This window comes from Amycolatopsis sp. NPDC051758 (assembly GCF_044453095.1).
Classification (GTDB): domain Bacteria; phylum Actinomycetota; class Actinomycetes; order Mycobacteriales; family Pseudonocardiaceae; genus Amycolatopsis.
This window is the reverse complement of record NZ_JBITCJ010000003.1, coordinates 512,374-527,649: the sequence shown is the minus strand read 5'-3', so window position 1 is coordinate 527,649 and position 15,276 is coordinate 512,374. Positions and strand designations below refer to the sequence as shown.

Here is a 15,276-nt window from a genome sequence, read left to right as displayed (position 1 = left end):
TCCACGACGCACAGTGAGGCCGACATGCGCGAGCCGCTCGAACACATCGTCACCTTCTGCGGTCAGTGCAACTGCGGCTGCCCGGAGCTGTTCCTGGACCACGACGCCGACGAGGAGCGTCGCGTGGTGATCACCGACGACTTCGGCGCGCGGATCCAGATGAGCCTGGCGCAGCTGCACGACCTGGTCTCCGACGTCAAGGAAGGCGCGCTCGACAAACTGTTCGCCTCGTAGGGATGGATTGGGCGCTGACGGCGGCGTTCGCCCTGCTGGCGCTGCCCTGCGTGCTGCGGCTGATCCGCCTCGACTACACGCGGCTGGGCGCCGGCGTCCGGCACGGCGACCTGGCCGAGCTGCTGCTGGTGGTCGCGATGGTGGCGATGCTGTCCCCGGTGGGCGGCCCGATCCCGGCGGCCGGCTGGCAGGCGGTGCTGGTCCTGACGGCGGGCTGGTTCGCGATCGCCTGGTGGCGGGGCGCGGGGTGCGCCCACCACGCCCTGTCGGCGGCGGCGATGTTGTACATGGTGACGGCGATGCCCCACGGCGGAACGGCGCACGGGCCCTGGTTGACGATGTCCACGGTGGATTCGTCGGCCCGGCTGGCGCTGCCGCTGGTGGCCGTGGCGGCGGCCGGGTATTTCGTGGTCGACGCCGCGTGGACGGGGGTGCTCGCGCTGCGGGGGCCGCAGCCGGTCACCGAGACGTCCGGGCAGGCTTCGCGGGCGATCTGCCGGGTGGTCATGGGGGCGGGGATGGGCTACCTGCTGCTGGCCTCGGCCCTGTGACGGCGGTGGCCGAGCTGCGCCGGATGGCATCAACGACTCGTTCATGGCGCCGGACGACATGAACGAGTCGTTCATGCCATCCGAAGCCTGGCGGGTAGTCCTTATCCGGCCGTGAAGCGCCGAACCGCTCCCAGCGTGCTCTCTTCCACCTCCGGCAGCCCCGCCGCCGGGTGGTCCGTCGTCCACCGGGTTGCCGCCGCGATGTCGTTCTTCAGCGCCGTGATCAGGTCCTCCGCCGAGGAGTACGCCTTCTGCTCCCGCAGGTGGGACCCGAGCCACACCACCAGCGTCTCGCCGTACAGGTCGCCGCTGAACTCCAGGAGGTGGGCCTCCAGCAGGCGGTACCCGTCCGCGCCGTAGTACGTGGGGCGGCGGCCGACCGAGATCGCGGCCGGGACGTGGGTGCCGTCGGCTCGGCGGACCCAGCCTGCCCACACTCCGTCGCCGACCGAGCCCGATTGGTCACTCAGTGCGATGTTGGCCGTCGGGAAACCCAGTTCGCGGCCGCGCTGGTCGCCCGGCTCGACCGTTCCCCGCACCACGAAGTATTCCGAAGTCACCCCTCCACGGTAGCGGGCGCCCGGCGGGGAGATCAGATCGTGGACAGCACCGTGTCCGCCAGCACCGGCGCGTCGTCCCGGTCGGCGGCCGACGTCGTCACCAGCAGCCGGCCGGCCTCGCGCCAGACCCGCGTGCGCAGTGTCTCGCCGGGGAACACCACCCCGGCGAACTTCGTGGCGAACGACCCCACCCGGGCCGGATCACCGTCGAGGAACTCGTTGACCAGCACCCGCGCGACGATCCCGTACGTGCACAGCCCGTGCAGGATCGGCTTCGGAAACCCGGCCGCCGAGGCGAACGCGGGGTCGGCGTGCAGCGGGTTCCGGTCGCCGCACAGTCGGTACAGCAACGCCTGCTGCGGCAAGGTCGGCGTCTCCAAGACGACGTCCGGCTCGCGCGCCGGCCACTCGATCTTGTCCGACGGGCCCCGCGAGCCGCCGAAACCGCCTTCACCGCGGGCGAAGATGCTCGACCGGGCCGTCCACAGTGGATCCCCGGCGGACGAGGTCACCGCGACCTCCTGGACGATCACCGCCGCCTTCCCCTTGTCGAAGACGTCCGCGATCCGCGACCGGGCCACCGCCTTGCCCGCCGTCGGGATCGGCTGGTGCAGGGTGATCTCCTGCTTGCCGTGCAGCACCTTCGCCAGGTCGATCTCCACGCCGGGGAACGACAGCGCCGGCGGCTCGAACACGCGCAGGTTGGCCGCGACCGTCGCGAACGTCGGCAGCACCACCAGGTCCTGCTCGTAGGTGTACCGCAGCTCGTCCGGCCCCGCGCCCAGCGCCAGGTGGTACAGCAGCACGTCCGACGACGTCCAGGCGAAGCTCACCTCGCCGATCTCGGCGCCGATGGCGACCGCGGGATCGATGGGCACGCGGAACTCCTATTCGTAGCTGATCGCGACGTCGTCGGTGACCGGCAGCGACTGGCAGCCCAGCACGATGCCGTCGGCGATGTCTTCGGCGTCCAGGACCTCGTTGTGCAGCATCTTCACCTCACCCGACACGACCCGGCACGCGCACGCACTGCATTGTCCCTCACGGCACGAGTACGGCGCGTCCATGCCCGCGTCCAGCAGGTGGTCGAGCAGCTTCCGCTGCCGAGGCCAGGCCATCGACCGCGTCGTGCCGTCCAAGGTCACCGTCAGCGACGCGGGAGCCTCGTCCGAAGCCGGCTCCTCCTCGGCAACAACGTCTTCGAACGGGTTACCAGTGAGCGACGTGAACTTCTCGACGTGCACCCGGTCCCGCGGCACCCCGAGCTGCCCGAGCGCTTCCCGCGCGGCCGCCATGAACGGCGCCGGACCGCAGAGAAACGCTTCGTACGCCGTGTACACCGAAGCCAGCCCGCGCAGCTGTGAGACGTCCGGGAGCCCCTGGACGCTCTCCAGCCAGTGCACGACCACCAGCCGGTCGCCGTAGCGCTTCGCCAGCGAAGCCAGCTCACCCGCGAAGATCACCGAGTTCTCGTCGCGGTTCGCGTAGACCAGCACGACCCGGCCGGAACCCTGCTCCAGCGCCGTTTTCAGGATCGCCATCACCGGTGTGATGCCGCTACCACCGGCGAACAGCAGGAAGTCCTCGTCCACCGACGTCGGGCAGAACACGCCCGCCGGCGCGAGCACCTCCACCGTCATCCCCGGGCGAAGCGAGGAGCAGACCCAGCTCGAGCCGTACCCGCCGTCGGTCCGCTTGACCGTCACCTGCACGCGGTTCTCGTGCGGCGCGCTCGACAGCGAATAACACCGCGCCACGGAACCGGTCCGGTCACTGGGGATCCGCAGGGTCAGGAACTGCCCGGCCGTGTACTCGAAGGCCGCTGTGTGCTCCGCGGGGATCTCGAAGACCACCGACCGCGCGTCCGGCGTCTCGACGACGACGTCGGCGACCGTCAGCGTGTAGACCCGCTCACCCATCGGCCACCGCCAGCGAACCCTCGCGCACCGCGTCGCCGATGCTGTCCGCCAGCTTCGGGCACGTGTCGAGCAGCGCGGACGGCCCGTCGGCGTCGGCGAACACCGGGCACGTTTCCGCCGGCGAAGACGTCCACTGGATGCTCGTGTGCTGGATGCTGTTCTTCTTCACCAGCACGCACGTCCCGCAGCTGCGGCACTCGTGCGGCCGCAGCCCGCCGGTGAGGAACTCGACGGTCTCGGCGGTGGTCACACTTCCGCCTCGGTCTTCTGGCGGGCCAGGTTCTCCGCCACCTCGGCCGCCCACGCCTCGTTGGCCTTCGAAGTGTCCACTTCGAACTCGAACCGCCGGGTCATGTCCTCGGTGACGTCGGCGGCGTCGACGTAGAACTGCTGGTACCAGCGGCGGAGCTGGTAGACCGGACCGTCCTCTTCGCACAGCAGCGGGTTGTCGATCTGGGTCTTGTGCTTCCAGATCTCGACGTCCTGCAAGAAGCCCGCGCCGATGCCCTTCGCCAGCTTCGCCGCGATCTTGTCCGCGTGCTCGTCGGTGAGCCCGTGCTGCTTCTTGACCTTCATGCCGTACTGCAGCACGAACGCCGTGGGCGACACCGGGTAGTGGCAGTTGATGAGCACACTCTCGATCTCGTAACCCTGGAACGAGTTCACCAGCTTGTTGATCATGTACGACGGCCCGAAGTACGACGCCTCCGACCGCAGCAGGTTGTCCTCACCGCCGTAGTTGGACGCCATGCCCATGTCCGGGCGGCCCTTGGTGTTGAGGTACTGCGTGGCGATGTGGCCCTCGAACACGTTCTTGAAGTACGTCGGGTAGGCGTAGTGGATGTAGAAGAAGTGCGCCATGTCGACGACGTTGTCGATGATCTCGCGGCAGTTGGAGCCGTCGATGTAGATCGAGTCCCAGGTCCAGTTGCTCCACTCGGGACTGTCGGCCGCCTCGATGTGCGGGATCGCCAGCTCGTCGGCCGGCGGGTTGCCCTCGGGGTCGTGCCAGACCAGCAGCTGCCCGTTCTGCTCCAGCGCCGTCCACGACCGCGTCCGCGCGCGCAGCGGAACCCGCTTGGCGTAGGGGATCGAGACGCATTTGCCCTTGCCGTTCCAGCGCCAGTCGTGGAACGGGCACGCGACCTCGTCACCTTTGACGGTGCCCTGGGTGAGGTCGCCGCCCATGTGCCGGCAGTAGCCGTCGAGGACGTTCAGCTCGCCTTTCGAGTCGGCGAACACGACGAGTTTCGTGCCGAACGCCGTGACCGCGTGGGGTTTCCCGTCGCGGAAGTCCTCCGCCAGGCCGAGGCAGTGCCAGCCGCGCGCGAACCGGGCCGGTGGCTCACCCGCGTAGATGGTGCGTACCGAATCCTCTGTCATCGCTCGCCTCCCGTGGTCCCTTGATCTTCGTGCGCCAGCCGCGTCGCCGCAAGGTAGCCGAACACCATGGCTGGGCCGATGGTCGCGCCCGGGCCGGCGTACGTGCCGCCCATCACGGCCGCGCTGGTGTTGCCCGCGGCGTACAGCCCGGGCACCACCGTGCCGTCTTCACGCAGGACCTGCGCGTGTTCGTCGGTGCGCAGGCCGCCCTTGGTGCCCAGGTCGCCCGGGACGATCTTCACCGCGTAGTACGGCGCTTTGTCCAGGGGGCCGAGGCTGGGGTTGGGCTTGTTGCGCGGGTCGCCGTAGTAGTGGTCGTACTTGCTGACCCCGCGGTGGAAGTCTTCGTCGACGCCCTTGCGCGCGAAGCCGTTGAAGCGCTCGACAGTCGCTTCGAGGCCTTCCGGCGGGACGTCCATCTTCGCGGCCAGTCCGGCCAGCGAGCCCGACTTCACCGCGATCCCCGCCTTGAACCAGCGTCCGGGCAGCGGCTGGCGCGGCCCGACGCCGGTGAACATGTAGCGGTCCTTGTAGCGCTGGTCGAACACCAGCCAGGTCGGGATGTGCTCACCCGGCCCGTCGCCGGAGCCGTACATCGCGTGCACGGCCTCGACGTAGGGCGCCGACTCGTTGACGAACCGCTCGCCGCGGGCGTCGACCATGATGCAGCGCGGCCGCGATCGCTCGGCCAGCGCGAACCACGGGCCGCCGGTGAGCGGCAGTGTCGGGCCCCACCAGGCGTCGTCCATCAGGTCGAGGGCCGCGCCCAGCTTGAGGCCGGCGGTGATGCCGTCGCCGGTGTTGGCGGCCGCGCCGACGGTCCAGTCGGTGCCGATCGGCGCGCGCTGGTACTTCTCGCGCATCTCGAGGTTCTGCTCGAAGCCGCCGCTGGCGAGGATGACCCCGCGGCGGGCTCCGACAACTCCCTGCTCGGTGACGACCCCGGTGACGCGGTCCCCGTCGACCTGCAGGTCGACCATCGGAGTGTTGAGTCGGACTTCGACGCCGGCCCTGGTCAGGCCCACCCGCAGCCCGCCCGCAAGCGCTTGCCCCATGCTCATCAGGCGCTGCCCGCGCACCCGGCCGACCAGCCACTGCACACCGAGCGACAGCATCCGGACGGCACCGCGGGGGTGCCTTGCCAGGAGGCTCAGCCAGCGGTAGTCCGCCTGGGTGATCGGCACGCCGAGCGGGGGAGCGCTGTACGGCGGTTCGAGGTGGGCCAGGTCGTCACCGAGCAGCTTGCCGTCGAAGGCGACCGGCTCGACCGACCGGCCGCCGGGCCGCCCGCCCGGGGCTTCGGGGTGGTAGTCGCTGTAGTCGCGGACCCAGCGGAACTTCAGCGGCGTGTGGTCGCAGACGAACTTCAGCACCTCGGGGCCGTGGTCGAGGAACGTGTTTCGGCGGACGGCCGGGACGACGTCACCGACGATCGAAGCCAGGTACTCGCGTGCCCGCTCGGGTGGTTCGTCGATCCCGGCGGCCTTCAGCGCGTGGTTGCCCGGCAGCCAGACCCCGCCGCCGGAGCGGGCGGTCGAGCCACCGAAGCAGGCCGCCTTTTCGAGGACGACGACGCTCAAGCCGTTGCGGGCCGCAGCCAGCGCGGCGGTCATCCCGGCGGCGCCACTGCCGACGACGACAACGTCGAACTGCTCCGTCATGCCACCTCACCTGCTGTATCGATGGTTACCGATCCGGCCGACAGCCACGGCGGAAAGGCTGCCGGTGAGCGGGTCGCCGCCGGTCCGTGTCCGCCTGCTTTTCGGCCAGATCGGTAACGTGTTCCACTCGACAAGTATCCAGTTGGGAGCCGCTTTAGCTCACCATAGACGAGAACGTGTTCCAGTTCTAGGGTGGTGCCCATGGACGAACTCGTCGCGGACGTGGTGATCGTGGGGTTCGGGGCGGCCGGCGCCTGCGCCGCCCTGGAAGCGGCCGATGCGGGCGCCGATGTCGTCATCGTCGAGCGGTTTGCCGGTGGTGGCGCCAGCGCGGTCAGCGGAGGCGTGGTCTACGCGGGCGGTGGCACCGCCCAGCAGCTCGACGCTCGCGTCGACGACTCCGTCGACGCGATGTACCACTACCTGCGGCTGGAAGCCGGGGACGTCGTCGCCGAGAAGACATTGCGGCAGTTCTGCGAAGGCAGCCGCGAGATGATCACCTGGCTGGAGGGCAACGGCGTGCCGTTCGAAGGCAGCCTCTGCCCGCACAAGACGTCGTACCCCAGCGACAAGTACTACCTCTACTACTCCGGCAGCGAGGCGGCCGGTGGCTTCCGCGACGCCGCGAAGCCCGCCCCGCGCGGCCACCGCGTCAAGGGGCCCGGGACCTCGGGGAAGATGCTGATGACGCGCCTCAAGGAGGCCGTCGCGAAGCGCGGGATCCGGGTGCTGACCCAGACGACCGCGCGGAACCTGGTCCGTGACGACGAAGGCCGCGTCACCGGGCTCGTGGTCGACACGCTGCGGGACGCGCCCGCGTGGGTGCGCGCGCGGCACCAGCGGTTCGCGCAGTACGCCGCGAAGCCCGGGATCTACGTGCCCGCGCTGCGCAAGTCGCTGCATCGGCGGGTCGAGCGCTTCGAACGCAGTCACGGCCGTGAGCTGCGGATAGTCGCGCGCCGCGGGGTGGTGCTCGCCGCGGGCGGGTTCATCGCCGACCGCGAGATGGTGCGCGAGCACGCGCCGGCCTACCGCGGCGGGCTCCCGCTCGGCACGTCCGCCGACAACGGCTCGGGCATCCGGCTCGGGGTCGAGGCCGGGGCGGCGACTGGGGAACTGGGCCGGATCTCCGCATGGCGGTTCGTCACGCCGCCCAGCGCGTTCCTCGGCGGGATCATCGTCGACGCCGAGGGGAAGCGGGTCATCGACGAGTCCCGGTACGGCGCAGCGGTCGGCGAGAAGCTCATCGAGGAGCACGGGAGCAAGGGCTGGCTGCTCGTCGACGCGCCGATCGTGGCGGAAGCGCGCCGGGACGGTCGCGCCCAAAGCCAGTGGTTCCAATGGCTCCAGCTGCGGTACCTGCTGCGCCGCGGGCGGGTGCTCGGTACGACGCTCGACGAGGTCGCGCGCAAGGCCGGGATCAACGCCGAGGGCCTGCGCGCGAGTGTCGAGGCGTACCACGGCGACGCCGACCCGATGGGCAAGCCCGCCGAGTTCGCGCGGCGGCTGGAGAACCCGCCGTACTCGCTCATCGACATCTCCGTGCGGCCCAACCTGGGCTATCCCACGCCGATGCTCACCCTCGGCGGCCTGCTGGTCGACGAGGACACCGGCGCGGTGCGGAGCGCGGCGGGGGAGCCGATCGCCGGGTTGTACGCCGCCGGGCGCACCGCGGTGGGAATCTGTTCCAGGTCGTACGTCAGCGGGCTCTCGCTGGCCGACTGCGTGTTTTCCGGCCGCAGGGCGGGGATCAACAGCGCGCTGGCGCAGGGTGTTCTCGACAAAAACGAGAACGTGTTCTAGTCTTGCGGGAGTGAACGCGAGAGAGGACTGCGCATGAGCGAGCAGGTGATCGCCGGGGTCCGGGACCTCCTGCCGGTCCTGCGGGAACGGGCCCAGGACACCGAGGACGCGCGGAGCGTCCCCGCGGAGTCCGTCAAGGCCCTGCAGGAGACCGGGTTCTTCAAGTTGCTGCAACCGAAGCCCTACGGCGGTTTCGAAGCCGACCCGGTGAGCTTCTACACCGCGGTCAAGCTGATTGCGAGCGCGTGCGGGTCCACCGGCTGGGTCGCCTCCATCCTCGGCGTCCACCCGTGGCACGTGGCGCTGTTCGACGCGCAGGCCCAGCAGGAGGTCTGGGGTGAGGACGAGGACGTGCGGATCTCCTCGTCGTACGCGCCGATGGGCAAGGCGGAGGTCGTCGAGGGCGGCTACCGGCTGTCGGGCCGGTGGAGCTTCTCCTCCGGCTGCGACCACTGCACGTGGGTGCTGCTCGGCGGGCCGGCGTTCAAGGACGGCAAGCCGGTCGACTTCTGCACCTACCTGCTGCCGATCGCCGACTACTCCATTGTGGACGTCTGGGACACCGTGGGCCTGCGCGGCACCGGCTCGAACGACATCGTCGTCGAGGACGTCTTCATCCCGCAGCACCGCGCGCTGAGCTTCATCGCGACGTCGAAGTGCAAGGTGCCGGGCCAGGCCGTGAACCCGGGGCCGCTGTACCGGCTGCCGTACGGTTCGGTGCACCCGTCCACGATCACCGCGCCGATCATCGGCATGGCTCAGGGCGCCTACGACGCGCACGTCGAGCACCAGCGCAAGCGCGTGCGCGCCGCGTACGCCGGTGAGCAGTCCAAAGAGGACCCGTTCGCCAAGGTGCGGATCGCCGAGGCGGCCAGCGAGATCGACGCCGCCTGGCTGCAGCTGACCCGCAACATCGACGAGCTGTACGAGCTGGCCAAGCGCGAGGAACGGCTGCCCAGCGATCTGCGCCTGCGCGTCCGGCGTGACCAGGTGCGCGGCACGGAACGCGCGATCTCCGCGATCGACCGGCTCTTCGAAAACTCCGGCGGCCGCGCGATCCAGCGTGGCACGCCGATCCAGCGCTTCTGGCGCGACGCGCACGCCGGCCGGGTTCACGCGGCCAACGACGCCGAGCGCGCCTACGTCATGTACGGCACCGGGGTCTTCGGGCTCCCCGTCGAGAACGCGATGTACTGATGGCCGGTCCGGAAGGAAAGTACGTCCAGGCGGGCGACCTCAAGCTGCACTACCACGAGGCCGGCGCCGAGCACGCCGAGACGGTGATCCTGCTGCACGGCGGCGGCCCCGGCGCGTCGGCGTGGAGCAACTTCGGGCGCAACCTGCCGGAGTTCGCCAAGCACTACCGGACGATCGCGGTCGACCAGCCCGGCTTCGGGCGCTCCGACAAGCCGACCGAGCACCCGCAGTACTTCCGGCACAGCGCCGACGCCGTGGTCGGCCTGATGGATGCGCTGGAGATCGAGACCGCACACTTCATCGGCAATTCCCTGGGTGGCGGGGCGGCCGTGCGGTTGGCGCTGAACCACGGCAAGCGCGCCGGGCGCCTGATCCTGATGGGGCCGGGCGGGCTGAGTGTCAACGTCTTTGCGCCCGATCCCACCGAAGGGGTCAAGAACCTCGGGAAGTTCGCCGCAAAACCCAGCCGTGAGCGCATGGAAGCGTTCCTGCGCATCATGGTCCACGACCAAGGGCTGATCACCGACGAGCTGATCGACGACCGCTTCGCCGCGGCCAACACGCCCGAGTCGCTCGCCGCGATGCGCGCGATGGGCATGTCGTTCGCCCGGCCCGACACCTACGAAGAAGGCATGCTCTGGCGCGAGGCCCACCGCCTGCGCCAGCGCGTGCTCCTGATCTGGGGCCGCGAGGACCGCGTCAACCCCCTCGACGGGGCACTCGTGGCGCTCAAGACGATTCCGCGCGCGCAGCTGCACGTCTTCGGCGGCTGCGGGCACTGGGCTCAGCTGGAGAAGTTCGACGAGTTCAACCGGCTGGCCCTCGACTTCCTCGGGAGTTCCTGATGGGCATCCGGTCACTGGGCTACCTCCGGATCGAGGCCACCGACATGGCCGCGTGGCGCGAGTACGGGCTCAAGGTGCTCGGCATGGTCGAAGGCAAGGGCGGTGATCCGGATTCGCTCTACCTGCGGATGGACGACTTCCCGGCGCGCCTGGTCATCTCGCCCGGCGACGCGGACCGGCTGGCGACCACCGGCTGGGAGGCCGCGAACGCCGGCGAGCTCGCCGAGATCCGGTCGCGGTTGGACAGTGCCTCGGTGCCCTACAAGGAGGGCACGCCGGAGGAGCTGGCCGACCGGCGCGTCGACGAGCTGATCAGCTTCGACGACCCGTCCGGCAACACCCAGGAGGTGTTCCACGGGGTTGCGCTGCAGCACCGGCGCGTCGTCAGCCCGTACGGCCACAAGTTCGTCACTGGTGAGCAGGGGCTCGGCCACGTCGTTTTGTCTACAAAGGACGACGAGGCGTCGTTGCGGTTCTACCGCGACGTCCTGGGCTTCCGGCTGCGCGACTCGATGCGCCTGCCGCCGCAGATGGTCGGGCGGCCCGCCGACGGGCCGCCCGCGTGGCTGCGCTTCTTCGGCTGCAACCCGCGGCACCACAGCCTGGCGTTCCTGCCGATGCCGACGCCGAGCGGGATCGTGCACCTGATGGTCGAGGTGGAGAACACCGACGACGTCGGGCTGTGCCTCGACCGCGCGATCCGGCGGAAGGTGCCGATGTCGGCCACGCTCGGCCGGCACGTCAACGACCTGATGCTGTCGTTCTACATGAAGACTCCCGGCGGTTTCGACGTCGAGTTCGGCTGTGAAGGCCGGCAGGTCGACGACGAAAACTGGATCGCCCGCGAGAGCACCGCGGTTTCCCTGTGGGGCCACGACTTCTCGGTCGGCGCGCGGCCCCCGGGCGCATGACCTCGGTGGCGGTCGACCAGACCGAGTTCCGCAGTGTGCTCGGGCACTTCTGCACGGGCGTCACCGTGGTCACCGGCCGGGACGGCGACACCCTCGCCGGGTTCGCCTGCCAGTCGTTCGCGGCGCTGTCGCTCGACCCGCCGCTCGTGCTGTTCTGCCCGGCTCGCACGTCGCGCACCTGGCCGGTGCTCGCCGCGGCCGGCCGGTTCGCGGTCAACGTGCTGGCCGAGGACCAGCAGGAGGTCAGCGCGGTGTTCGGTGCGCGCGGTCCGGACAAGTTCGCGCGGGTCGGCTGGACACCCGCGCCGTCCGGGGCGCCGCTGCTGGACGGCGCGCTCACCTGGATCGACTGCACCCTGGACGCCGTCCACGAGGCCGGTGACCACTACGTCGTCATCGGCCGGGTGACCGCGCTGGGCACACCGTCGGACGCGCGGCCGTTGCTGTTCCACCGCGGCCGGTACGCGGTGACCGAGCCGGCGCGGGACGCCCTCGCGGCGCTGATGCCGTGGCCGCGGCCGGACGACTGGCTGTGAGCGTCGGTACTCAAGCCACGGCCGAATGGCTTCGTGGCAACGGTTACGTGCCGCGCGGGGCGGCCTGCTTCTGGCCGGATCGGTAACAGCGGCCGGGGCGCGGGCGACATCCCGGGGAGTCGTCGCCCGAGGAGGACCCCGTGGAGCTGTCCGGTTTCCCGGCCGCCGAGGTCGAGTTCGACCGGGCGGGGCGGCTGACCGGCGACGAGGGTGCCGCGGTCGGCCGGCTCGCGGCCGGAGCCACCGACCTGCTGGTGCTCTGCCACGGCTGGAGTCACCGGCTGTATGCGGCGCTGGCCAAGTCGCTGCGCTCGGTGACCTTGCCCGACCGCAGGATCGCGCTCGCCTGCGTGCGATGGCCGTCACCGGAGGCGCCCGCCGTCACCCTTCCGGAGCAATTGGACCAGCTGCGGGAGCTCCTGCCCGCGGAGCGGCTCACCATCAACGCCGCGGCCGACCTCGTGCCGGCGCTGACCGCCCGCGCGACCGCGCGCACGGCCTTCGCGGCGGCGTTGCTCTCGGTGACCACGCGAGGCGCCGAAGACCGCGAAGACGCGTCGGCCCAGCTGTTCTCGATGCCCGGCGGCACGGTCATGGACCGGCTCGCCAAACCGGCGGCCGAGCACCTGCTCGACTACCTGGTGCACTACGAGCTCAAGGCCCGCGCGGGCACGGTGGGGGAGCGCGGCCTGGGCCCGCTGCTCGACGCGCTCACGCGGCCGGACCTGCGGATCCACCTCGCCGGGCACGGCTTCGGCGGCCGTCTGGTGACGGCGGCGGCGAACACCCGTCCGGCCGGCTCGCTGGCCACCCTGACCCTGCTGCAGGCGATGGTCTCGCAGTACGGCTTCTCCGCGGACTGGGACGACGGGCAGCCCGGCGAATTCCGTCGTGTCCTCGGCGAGCGTGTGGTCACGGGGCCGATCGTGGTGACCCACACCGTCAACGACGTCGCCGCCGAAGTCCCGTACGCGATCGCGGAAATGCTGGTGGTCGGCCCGCACGGCAGCATCGCGCGCAACGGCGCGCGGCGGACCACCGAAGCCGTCACCGCGGAGCTGCTGCCGGTCGGCGGGCGTTACGACTGGCGTCCGGGTGTGCCGCACAACCTCCTGGCCGACCGGTTCGTGCCCGGCCACCCGGACGTCCACGGGGCGGAGGTCGCTCACGCCCTGCAGTCGGCGATCGCGGCGAGTTAGCACGACCGGGTGGTTGTGCAGGGTTTCACAGGTGGGCCGCATCCCATTCACGAGAGAAAGTCCAGCCCCGGCGCGCACACTGTTACCGAGAAGATGTCTTTCGGTGGGGAGAGTGAGTCGCGCATGCGTGGGCCCAGCGGACGGATCACCCGGTTCCGGCGCCGGTTGCACCCCGGCCGCAACCCGTTGACGCGGTTCGGTGACCGCGTCGAGGCGGCTCTGCTGCTGCTGATGATCGCCGGCGCGCTGCTGGCCCTGCCGTTCGCGGGGTCGTTCGGCTCCGAGACCTACGCCGCGCAGACCGCGCGGGCCGAGCAGGAGCGCACCACCCGCCACCCGGCGACGGCGGTCTCGCTGGCCGCGGCGTCCAGCCAGGCCTACAGCGCCGACGGCGCCGGCGCCCCGGCCGACCAGACGACGGTCCCGGCCGCCTGGTTCGATTCCCGCGGCGCCCGCCACACCGGCGACGTCCTCGCCGACGCGGGAAGCCCGGCGGGCACCCACCTGTCCGTGTGGCTCGACCAGCGCGGCGAGCTGGCGTCCGAGCCCCTGACCCCGGCCACCTCGGCGGCCGACGGCGTCTTCGCGGCGATCCTGCTGTGGGTCGCGATCACGGGCGCGCTGGCCGGGCTCTACGGAATCGGCCGGTTCGCGGTGAGCCGCCTCCACTCGGCGGCGTGGGACCGCGCCTGGGCCGAAGCGCGGCACGACAGCCGGTTCTGATCACTTCCACCGGAAGTGCACAAAAACCCGGCCGAAGTTGTCCTTGTCCTTCTCGATGCGGTGGTAGAGCGCCTTGATGTCCTTGCGCTCGAGGAACCGCAGAACGTGCTTCTTCAGCTGCCCGGAACCCTTGCCGGGAATGATCTCGACGAGCGGCGCCTTCTTGGCGACGGCCTCGTCGATGATCCCCTTGAGAGCTCGGTCGATCTCGCCGCCGCGGTTGTAGATGTCGTGGAGGTCCAGCTTCAGCTTCACGCACGCTCCCGTGCTCGAAGGGCCGCGGCCCGCACGCGGCGGGTGCGGCCCCGCTCGGCCGGCACCGCGAGCGCGGCCGGGGCGGCGGGTTCGGCGCACGCGCGGCGCTGGAGCCAGTCGGACGCGCTCGTCAGGTCCTCTTCGCGCCAATCCTCGTCCAGGACGAAGGCCCGCAGCAACACCCACTCCCGCAGCCGCCGGGCCGGGAACCGGTGGTCGTCGACCAGGGAGCCCATCCAGGTCGCCCACACCGGGAAGCCGGGATCGGCCAGCAGCGCCGCCGCTCGCAGGTCGAGGTGCCGGACGACCGCCGACTCGGCCATCACCCGGTCCGGGTCGGTGAGCACCGCGCGGACCAGTTCCGGCTCGCCGGCGTCGGTGACATTGGCGAACTCCAGCAGGTAGTGGGCGTACCGCTGGTGTTCGTCGATCACGACAGGGCCTGCCACCAGCCGTCGACCTGCGGGGGCGCGGTGACGTTGATGCGCTCGCCCGGGCGGGGGATCGCCAGCGCCAGGTCCGCCGCCTTCGCTTCGCGCCACACGCGGTCGGCCGGCTCGCCCCACGGGTGCATGGCCAGCTGGAACGTCGCCCAGTGGACCGGGACCAGCAGCTTCGCGCGGACGTCGATGCCTGCCGCGACGCCTTCCTCCGGGGTCATGTGGATGTCCGGCCACTGCGGGGCGTACGCGCCGATCTGGATCAGGGCCGCGTCGAACGGGCCGTGTTCCGCGCCGATCGTCGCGAAGCCGTCGAAGTAGCCGGTGTCGCCGCTGTAGAACACCCGGTGGGTGGGGCCCAGCAAGGCCCAGGACGTCCACAGCGTGTCGTCGTTCGTGATGCCGCGGCCGGAGAAGTGCTGGGCCGGCGTTGCGATGAACCGGACGCCTGCCACTGTCGCTTCTTCGTGCCAGTCGAGCTCGATGATGCGGTCGGCCGGGACGTGCCAGCGCTCCAGGTGCGCGCCGACCCCGAGCGGGACCAGGAACGGCGCCTCGGTGGCAGACACCAGCGACCGGATCGTGGCCAGGTCCAGGTGGTCGTAGTGGTCGTGCGAAATCACCACGGCGTCGACCCGGCCGAGCCCGGACAGCGGCACCGGCGGCTCGTGCAGCCGTCGCGGTCCGGCGAACGCGGCCGGGGACACCCGGTCGCTCCACACCGGGTCGAGCAGCACGCGCGCGCCGTCGAGCTCCACCAGCGTGGACGCGTGGCCGTACCAGGTCAGGTGCACACCTTCGGCCGTCTCCACCGGGGCGGATCGGACCAGTGGCACCGAGCCGCCCGGTTTGCGCAGTTCGCGGTGCTCGCCGAAGAACATCTGCCGGAAGATGTCCCGCATCGACGCCGCGGTCATCGGGTGCCGCGGCGCGGCGTTGCGGAACACCTTGCCGTCGAACTGCGGCGAGGAGCGGACCCGCTCGGCCCGCGCCCCGGTGGCCTTCGCGCCGAGCGCCGCCGGCAGGTCCCGCAGGGCCGCGATCGTCTTCCTCATGGTC

18 protein-coding genes are annotated in these 15,276 nt (G+C 70.8%); 9 read left to right on the top strand and 9 right to left on the bottom strand.

The genetic code is table 11. From position 1 onward, the window contains the following. Positions 1–24 precede the first annotated feature (24 nt). Together ACIA5G_RS17845 and ACIA5G_RS17840 are read left to right on the top strand one after the other, a co-directional pair. Positions 25–234, top strand: coding sequence for a hypothetical protein (locus tag ACIA5G_RS17845; RefSeq protein ID WP_395924288.1), 210 nt, complete (start codon positions 25–27; stop codon positions 232–234). 2 nt (positions 235–236) lie between these two features. Then, complete coding sequence (locus tag ACIA5G_RS17840) at positions 237–785, top strand: DUF5134 domain-containing protein (protein WP_395924286.1); 549 nt, start codon at positions 237–239, stop codon at positions 783–785. A 101-nt stretch (positions 786–886) separates the two neighbouring features. Here ACIA5G_RS17840 and ACIA5G_RS17835 read toward each other — a convergent pair whose 3' ends face one another. From ACIA5G_RS17835 to kstD, 6 genes are read right to left on the bottom strand one after another with little or no spacing between them, the layout of a single operon-like run. Beyond that, positions 887–1,345: a riboflavin kinase gene (locus ACIA5G_RS17835; protein WP_395924284.1), complete on the bottom strand. Its 459-nt coding sequence runs from the start codon at positions 1,343–1,345 to the stop codon at positions 887–889. 32 nt (positions 1,346–1,377) lie between these two features. Next, positions 1,378–2,223 carry a MaoC/PaaZ C-terminal domain-containing protein gene (locus ACIA5G_RS17830; RefSeq protein WP_395924282.1) on the bottom strand — a complete coding sequence of 282 codons (846 nt, stop codon included), beginning with the start codon at positions 2,221–2,223 and terminating at the stop codon, positions 1,378–1,380. Between the two features lie 9 nt (positions 2,224–2,232). Then, positions 2,233–3,264, bottom strand: a complete 1,032-nt coding sequence (locus ACIA5G_RS17825) for a 2Fe-2S iron-sulfur cluster-binding protein (RefSeq protein WP_395924280.1) — start codon at positions 3,262–3,264, stop codon at positions 2,233–2,235. Beyond that, on the bottom strand, positions 3,257–3,514 hold the full coding sequence (locus ACIA5G_RS17820) for a hypothetical protein (protein ID WP_395924278.1): 258 nt from the start codon (positions 3,512–3,514) through the stop codon (positions 3,257–3,259). The genes ACIA5G_RS17825 and ACIA5G_RS17820 overlap by 8 nt, the downstream gene beginning before the upstream one ends. Next, the gene (locus tag ACIA5G_RS17815) at positions 3,511–4,647 is read right to left on the bottom strand and encodes a Rieske 2Fe-2S domain-containing protein (RefSeq protein WP_395924276.1); all 1,137 of its coding nucleotides are present in this window, start codon (positions 4,645–4,647) and stop codon (positions 3,511–3,513) included. Before ACIA5G_RS17815 ends, ACIA5G_RS17820 begins: the two co-directional genes overlap by 4 nt. Further along, positions 4,644–6,308, bottom strand: a complete 1,665-nt coding sequence (gene kstD / locus ACIA5G_RS17810) for a 3-oxosteroid 1-dehydrogenase (RefSeq protein WP_395924274.1) — start codon at positions 6,306–6,308, stop codon at positions 4,644–4,646. The genes ACIA5G_RS17815 and kstD overlap by 4 nt, the downstream gene beginning before the upstream one ends. Positions 6,309–6,509: 201 nt before the next feature. On the opposite strand from kstD, the gene ACIA5G_RS17805 reads away from it, so the two are divergent. The 7 genes from ACIA5G_RS17805 to ACIA5G_RS17775 all read left to right on the top strand — a co-directional run bounded on the left by ACIA5G_RS17805 (position 6,510) and on the right by ACIA5G_RS17775 (position 13,522). Continuing rightward, complete coding sequence (locus ACIA5G_RS17805) at positions 6,510–8,111, top strand: FAD-binding protein (RefSeq protein ID WP_395924272.1); 1,602 nt, start codon at positions 6,510–6,512, stop codon at positions 8,109–8,111. 33 nt (positions 8,112–8,144) lie between these two features. Further along, positions 8,145–9,308: a 3-hydroxy-9,10-secoandrosta-1,3,5(10)-triene-9,17-dione monooxygenase oxygenase subunit gene (gene hsaA / locus ACIA5G_RS17800; RefSeq protein ID WP_395924270.1), complete on the top strand. Its 1,164-nt coding sequence runs from the start codon at positions 8,145–8,147 to the stop codon at positions 9,306–9,308. Further along, positions 9,308–10,153, top strand: coding sequence for a 4,5:9,10-diseco-3-hydroxy-5,9,17-trioxoandrosta-1(10),2-diene-4-oate hydrolase (hsaD, locus tag ACIA5G_RS17795; protein ID WP_395924268.1), 846 nt, complete (start codon positions 9,308–9,310; stop codon positions 10,151–10,153). Before hsaA ends, hsaD begins: the two co-directional genes overlap by 1 nt. Further along, positions 10,153–11,064: an iron-dependent extradiol dioxygenase HsaC gene (hsaC, locus tag ACIA5G_RS17790; RefSeq protein WP_395924266.1), complete on the top strand. Its 912-nt coding sequence runs from the start codon at positions 10,153–10,155 to the stop codon at positions 11,062–11,064. Before hsaD ends, hsaC begins: the two co-directional genes overlap by 1 nt. Then, entirely contained in the window at positions 11,061–11,600 is a 540-nt protein-coding gene (gene hsaB, locus ACIA5G_RS17785) for a 3-hydroxy-9,10-secoandrosta-1,3,5(10)-triene-9,17-dione monooxygenase reductase subunit (protein ID WP_395924264.1), read from the top strand. Before hsaC ends, hsaB begins: the two co-directional genes overlap by 4 nt. 140 nt (positions 11,601–11,740) lie before the next feature. Next, a complete protein-coding gene (locus ACIA5G_RS17780) occupies positions 11,741–12,799 on the top strand; it encodes a hypothetical protein (RefSeq protein ID WP_395924262.1) in 1,059 nt (352 codons plus the stop codon). 123 nt (positions 12,800–12,922) lie between these two features. Beyond that, positions 12,923–13,522 (top strand): hypothetical protein, encoded by a 600-nt coding sequence (locus ACIA5G_RS17775; RefSeq protein ID WP_395924260.1) that lies wholly within the window; start codon positions 12,923–12,925, stop codon positions 13,520–13,522. Here ACIA5G_RS17775 and ACIA5G_RS17770 read toward each other — a convergent pair whose 3' ends face one another. From ACIA5G_RS17770 to ACIA5G_RS17760, 3 genes are read right to left on the bottom strand one after another with little or no spacing between them, the layout of a single operon-like run. After that, positions 13,523–13,777, bottom strand: a complete 255-nt coding sequence (locus ACIA5G_RS17770) for a Smr/MutS family protein (RefSeq protein ID WP_360679287.1) — start codon at positions 13,775–13,777, stop codon at positions 13,523–13,525. Next, positions 13,774–14,211 carry a hypothetical protein gene (locus ACIA5G_RS17765; protein WP_395924258.1) on the bottom strand — a complete coding sequence of 146 codons (438 nt, stop codon included), beginning with the start codon at positions 14,209–14,211 and terminating at the stop codon, positions 13,774–13,776. Before ACIA5G_RS17765 ends, ACIA5G_RS17770 begins: the two co-directional genes overlap by 4 nt. Further along, entirely contained in the window at positions 14,208–15,272 is a 1,065-nt protein-coding gene (locus ACIA5G_RS17760; protein ID WP_395924256.1) for an MBL fold metallo-hydrolase, read from the bottom strand. Before ACIA5G_RS17760 ends, ACIA5G_RS17765 begins: the two co-directional genes overlap by 4 nt. Between the last annotated feature and the right edge of the window lie 4 nt (positions 15,273–15,276).